The organism is Streptomyces sp. MB09-02B (assembly GCF_033794485.1).
Taxonomy (GTDB): domain Bacteria; phylum Actinomycetota; class Actinomycetes; order Streptomycetales; family Streptomycetaceae; genus Streptomyces.
Genome location: NZ_JARGEE010000544.1, coordinates 1 through 5207, shown reverse-complemented (window position 1 = coordinate 5207; position 5207 = coordinate 1). Strand labels below are relative to the sequence as shown.

Below are 5207 nucleotides of genomic sequence, written 5' to 3'. Positions count from 1 at the left end.
GTGTCGTGGGTGGTCGGGGTGGCAGGGCTGGGGGGTGTGGTGCCTTCCATGATTCGACAGTACGGGGAGGGGGTGACAAAAGGGTGCCTACTCGTCTGCCGGGTTCGGCTCTTTGGCGGGTGCGGGTGCGTCGTGGCTTGTCGCGCCCACGCGGCGGAGCCGCATATAGAGACAGCCCCGCGCCCCTGGAGGGGCGCCGCTGTGGGCCGGAAGTCACACGACCCCTATGCCACTGCCAGGGCTCGTTCCGTTGTCGTTCCAGGGGCGGCCAGTGCCTCGTCGTAGCGGTGCAGGATCAGGTTCGCCATCGACGGGTGGGCGCCCAGGGGGGCCGCGGTGATGCCCGGGGCCGCCTCGGCGCACTCCCTCGCGAAGCGGCCCGGGGCCGTGAAGTACGAGGCGAGGGCTATGCGCGTGCGGCCCTGGGCGGTGAGGGTGCGGACGGCTTCGGGGACCGTGGGGGCGGCGGCCGAGGCGTAGGCGGGGACGACCGGGACGCCCAGGCGGTCGGCGAGGAGGCGGGCCGTCAGGCCGGTGTCCTCGGCGGCCTCGGGGTCGCGGGAGCCCGCGGCGGCGAGCACCACGGCGCTCGTGCGGCGGTGCGCCTCGCTCATCCGGGTGCGCCAGCCGGCCTCGACGAGGCGGGCGTGCAGGGTCTCGACGAGGAGGGGGTGCGGGCCGAGCGGGGCGGCCAGACGGGTGCGGGCCTCGGCGGCGGCGGCCATCTCGGGGATGTCCTGCTTGACGTGGTAGCCGCGGCTGAGGAGGAGGGGGACGAGCACCGCTTCCCGGTCGCCGAGGGCGGCGAGGGTGTCGGGGAGCAGGGGTTCGTTCAGCTCGATGTGGCCGAGGTGCACGGCGAGGCCGGGGCGCTGTTCGCGGACGCGGTCCATGAGGGTGCGCACGGTCGCCAGGGCGCGCGGGTCGCGGCTGCCGTGCGCGACCAGGACGAGCGCCGGTGGGGCGGGGCGCCGGGTGCCGTCGCGGGAGACGAGGCTGAGCTGGGTGGCCAGCTGGTCACTGATCAGGTTCATGATGTGCGCCGTACTGTCGAGGTCCGCGTTCGACTTGCTCGTCGTCGCCGTCATGCACCGATGGTGCCGGGAGGACATTGCCTTCCCGTTGCACGGTGGTGACGGGCGTTTACCAGCGCTTCACCGCGCGCGGTACGGGTGTGTGAACCTCCGTGACCTGGTATTTCAACTCGTTCGAGTGAAGCTTGTCACGCTGGGCGGTGAACCGGATCTCCGCGGATGACGTCTTCGTTGGTCGGGAGGGCGGGCACGGACGGGTCCGCCGGACGCAGTCGGAAACACGCAGGACACATGAGCGGGTCGGGTCCGAGGGGACGGGGGCGCAGTGAGGCGTATCAGGCGGGTCGCGCGCGCCGTTCGGCTGCCGCGTACGCGGGCGGGGCGGCGGCGGGCCGTGCAGGCGGTGATGCTGCTGTGCGTGCTGGCACTGCTGCCGTCGACCTGGATGTTCACGGCGGCCGACGACCGGCTGCGGACCACGGCCGACGCGCCGCGCACGGAGGTCGCGGTGGTCTTCGGCGCCGGGCTGTGGCAGGGCGAGCCGTCCCCGTACCTCGCGCGCCGGCTGGACGCGGCGGCCGAGCTGTACCGGTCGGGCCGGATCGAGGTGGTCCTGGTCACCGGGGACAACAGCCGCGTGGAGTACGACGAGCCTGACGCGATGCGCGGTTACCTCACCGAACACGGCGTGCCCGACGACCGGATCGTCAGCGACTACGCCGGGTTCGACACCTGGGACTCCTGCGTCCGCGCCAAGAAGATCTTCGGTGTGGACCGGGCGGTGCTCGTCAGCCAGGGCTTCCACATACGCCGGGCGGTCGCGCTGTGCGAGGAGGCGGGCGTCGACTCGTACGGCGTCGGCGTGCAGGACCGGCACGACGCGACCTGGTACTACGGTGCCACCCGGGAGCTGTTCGCGGCGGGCAAGGCCTCCCTGGACGCCCTGTTCGAGCCGGACCCCCGCTTCCTCGGACCGGAGGAAACGGGGGTCGAGAAGGCGCTCGCGTCGGCGGGACGGGCGCCTGCGGAAGGGCCTTAGCGCTCGAAGGGCCGCGACGTTCGAAGGGCCGCGACGTTCGAAGGGCCGCGACGTTCGAAGGGCCTCAGTATTCGAAAGGCCTCACCGCTTGAAGGGCCTCAGTGTTTGAGGGCCTCAGTGTTTGATGCTGCCCCACCAGCCCTGGTCCACGGCGCAGCCCCACGTCTTGCCGGCGGCGGTCTTGCCGTGGACGGTGAAGCGGACCTCGTAGGGCTTCGACCTCTTGGTCATGTAGGCGCTGATGCGCAGACCGGTGGTGCCCTTCGCCTTCAGTTTCCTGGTGTGGACGGTGGCGACTTTCGAGGTCCTCTTGGTGATCTTGCTGCCCGTGGTGGCGGTGGCGTAGGTGAAGGTCAGGTTGACGGGGTTGCTGACCTTCAGGCTGACGTCCTTGAAGCTCGCGCTCTTGCTCTTGTTCTTGAGCGCGAAGTAGAGGCCGCCCTGCACCCGGTTCTTCGAGTCCAGGGTGAAGTTCTTCGGCGAGCGGAGTTCGATCGGACAGCCGGCGGCCTGCGGCGCGGCGGAGGCGACTCCGGCGAGGCCCAGCTGAGTGGCGGTCAGGGCGCCGACGGCACCCAGGACGACGGCGGTGGTGCGCATACGGTTCACGAGGTGGTCCTCTTCCCCCTGCGGCCCGCGTGCGGGCCGGGTGACAGGTCGTGCGCCACACGGGACCCGTGGCACGGCCCCCGTGTCCGTGGCGCCCGTAGTTCTTAGCACGCGGGGCCCGCACGCGTGGACGGAAAGCAGCGGAGCGACCACATACGGTGACGGAACCGCGACATCCGACGGCGGGCTTCCTCACGCCGGGCCGGACGCCGCCGGGAGGTCCCCGTGCCGGTCGCGTAACGGGGGGCGTCCCGGCACGTAACACGTGCGACGCACGCTGAGCGGTATGCCGAACTCCGCGACTCCCACCCACTGCCCGTACTGCGCCCTGCAGTGCGGAATGAACCTGACGCCCGGTGCGGACGGGACCGAAGGGGTCGTAGTGGTCACGGAGCGCGCGGACTTCCCGGTGAACCGGGGAGCACTGTGCGGCAAGGGTCGAACGGCCCCGGCTGTGCTCTCGTCCCGGGTCAGGCTGACCAGTCCCTTGGTCAGAAGGGCGGGCAACCTGGAACCCGCCTCCTGGGACGAGGCACTCGACCGGATCGCCGAGGGGCTCACCCGCACGCGTACGGAACATGGCCCGGACGCGTGCGGAGTGTTCGGCGGCGGCGGGCTGACGAACGAGAAGGCGTATCTGCTCGGCAAGTTCGCGCGGATCGTCCTCGGCACCTCGCAGATCGACTACAACGGCCGTTTCTGCATGTCCTCGGCGGCCGCCGCCGGGATGAAGGCGTTCGGGCTGGACCGGGGGCTGCCGTTCCCACTGGAGGACATCCCGAGGACGGGGTGTGTCGTCCTCGTCGGGTCCAATCTCGCGGAGACCATGCCGCCGGCGCTGCGCTATCTCACCGAGCTGAAGGAGAACGGCGGCACGCTGATCGTCATCGATCCGCGCCGCACCCGTACGGCCGAGCAGGCCGATCTGCATCTGTCCCCGCGTCCCGGCACCGATCTCGCCCTGGCCCTCGGCCTGTTGCACCTGATCGTGGCCGAGGGGCGGGTGGACGAGGAGTTCATCCGCGAGCGCACCAGCGGATGGGAGGAGGCGCGGGCGGCCGCCATGGCGCACTGGCCGGAGTACGTGGAACGGATCACGGGGGTGTCCGTTCCTCAACTCCGCGAGGCGGTAAGGCTGTTCTGCGAGCCCGAGCACGCGATGGTGCTCACGGCGCGCGGGCCCGAGCAGCAGTCCAAGGGCACGGACACGGTCGGCGCGTGGATCAACCTCACGCTGGCCACGGGCCGCGCCGGGCGACCGCTGTCCGGGTACGGCTGCCTCACCGGGCAGGGCAACGGGCAGGGCGGGCGCGAGCACGGTCAGAAGGCCGACCAGCTGCCCGGTTACCGCAAGCTGGTCGATCCCGAGGCGCGGCGGCACGTCGCCGAGGTCTGGGGCGTGGACCCCGACAGCCTGCCCGGGCCGGGGCGCAGCGCGTACGAGCTGCTGGACGCGCTCGGCGGTGACATCAAGTCGCTGCTGCTGATGGGGTCCAACCCGGTGGTGTCGGCGCCGCGCGCCGCGCACATCGAGGACCGGATCAGGTCGCTGGACTTCCTCGCGGTGTGCGATGTCGTGCTGTCGGAGACCGCTGAGCTGGCGGACGTGGTGCTGCCGGTGACGCAGTGGGCGGAGGAGACGGGCACGACGACGAACCTGGAGGGCCGGGTACTGCTGCGGCGGCGCGCGATCACGCCGCCCGACGGGGTCCGCAGCGACCTTGAGGTCATGCACGAGCTGGCCGACCGGCTGGGTGTCGAGAAGGGCTTCCCGACCGACGCCGAGGAGGTCTTCGAGGAGCTGCGCCGGGCGAGCGCGGGCGGGCCCGCCGACTACTCGGGCATCACCTACCGCCGACTGGCCGAGGAGAACGGGGTGTTCTGGCCCTGTCCCGCACCGGTGACCGAGGGGGAGGCCGCGTCGTCGTCCGAGGGAGCGGGGCCCGTGCGGGGCGCGGGAGCGGACTTGGTGGCGGGCGCGGGAGCGGACTCGGTGCCGGGTGTGGGCGGGCGTTTCGGGGGGTCCGGCGGGGTGCATCCCGGGACGCCACGGCTGTTCCTCGACCGGTTCGCCACCGAGGACGGGCGGGCCCGGTTCGTGCCCGTCTCGCACCGGGCGGCGGCCGAGGAGCCGGACGCCGAGTACCCGGTGCTGCTCACCACCGGACGCGTGGTCGCCCAGTACCAGTCGGGCGCCCAGACGCGGCGGGTCGACGAGCTCAACTCCGCCGCGCCCGGGCCGTTCGTCGAACTGCACCCCCGGCTGGCCGAGCGGCTCGGCGCGGCGGAGGGTGACCCGTTGGCCGTGGTCTCCCGCCGGGGCCGAGCCGTGGCCCCGGCCCGCATCACGACCACCATCCGCCCCGACACCGTTTTCATGCCTTTCCACTGGCCGGGCGAGGGCCGCGCCAACACCCTCACCAACCCCGCCCTCGACCCCACCTCCCGCATGCCGGAGTTCAAGACGTGTCCCTTAAAAACATATCCGAGCCCACACAAAAGCAAAAAAAACTAAAAACCCTTTT

General features: G+C 71.6%; 4 protein-coding genes. 2 read left to right on the top strand and 2 right to left on the bottom strand.

The genetic code is table 11. The features are described 5' to 3' along the window. Positions 1-224: 224 nt before the first annotated feature. The gene (locus P1P70_RS40190; protein ID WP_319246774.1) at positions 225-1088 is read right to left on the bottom strand and encodes a sirohydrochlorin chelatase; all 864 of its coding nucleotides are present in this window, start codon (positions 1086-1088) and stop codon (positions 225-227) included. 352 nt (positions 1089-1440) lie between these two features. Here P1P70_RS40190 and P1P70_RS40185 point away from each other — a divergent pair, with 352 nt between their 5' ends. Then, positions 1441-2073 carry a vancomycin high temperature exclusion protein gene (locus P1P70_RS40185; RefSeq protein WP_319246777.1) on the top strand — a complete coding sequence of 211 codons (633 nt, stop codon included), beginning with the start codon at positions 1441-1443 and terminating at the stop codon, positions 2071-2073. Positions 2074-2187: 114 nt separating this feature from the next. Here P1P70_RS40185 and P1P70_RS40180 read toward each other — a convergent pair whose 3' ends face one another. After that, the gene (locus tag P1P70_RS40180; RefSeq protein ID WP_319246775.1) at positions 2188-2673 is read right to left on the bottom strand and encodes a hypothetical protein; all 486 of its coding nucleotides are present in this window, start codon (positions 2671-2673) and stop codon (positions 2188-2190) included. Positions 2674-2968: 295 nt separating this feature from the next. Here P1P70_RS40180 and P1P70_RS40175 point away from each other — a divergent pair, with 295 nt between their 5' ends. After that, positions 2969-5197 carry a molybdopterin oxidoreductase family protein gene (locus P1P70_RS40175; RefSeq protein WP_319246772.1) on the top strand — a complete coding sequence of 743 codons (2229 nt, stop codon included), beginning with the start codon at positions 2969-2971 and terminating at the stop codon, positions 5195-5197. The last annotated feature ends 10 nt before the right edge of the window (positions 5198-5207 follow it).

Excerpts from the sequence above, each read along its gene's own strand:
- P1P70_RS40190 (WP_319246774.1), bottom strand. The coding sequence starts at position 1,088 with ATGACGGCGACGACGAGCAAGTCGAACGCGGACCTCGACAGTACGGCG.
- P1P70_RS40185 (WP_319246777.1), top strand. The coding sequence starts at position 1,441 with ATGCTGCTGTGCGTGCTGGCACTGCTGCCGTCGACCTGGATGTTCACG.
- P1P70_RS40180 (WP_319246775.1), bottom strand. The coding sequence starts at position 2,673 with ATGCGCACCACCGCCGTCGTCCTGGGTGCCGTCGGCGCCCTGACCGCC.
- P1P70_RS40175 (WP_319246772.1), top strand. The coding sequence starts at position 2,969 with ATGCCGAACTCCGCGACTCCCACCCACTGCCCGTACTGCGCCCTGCAG.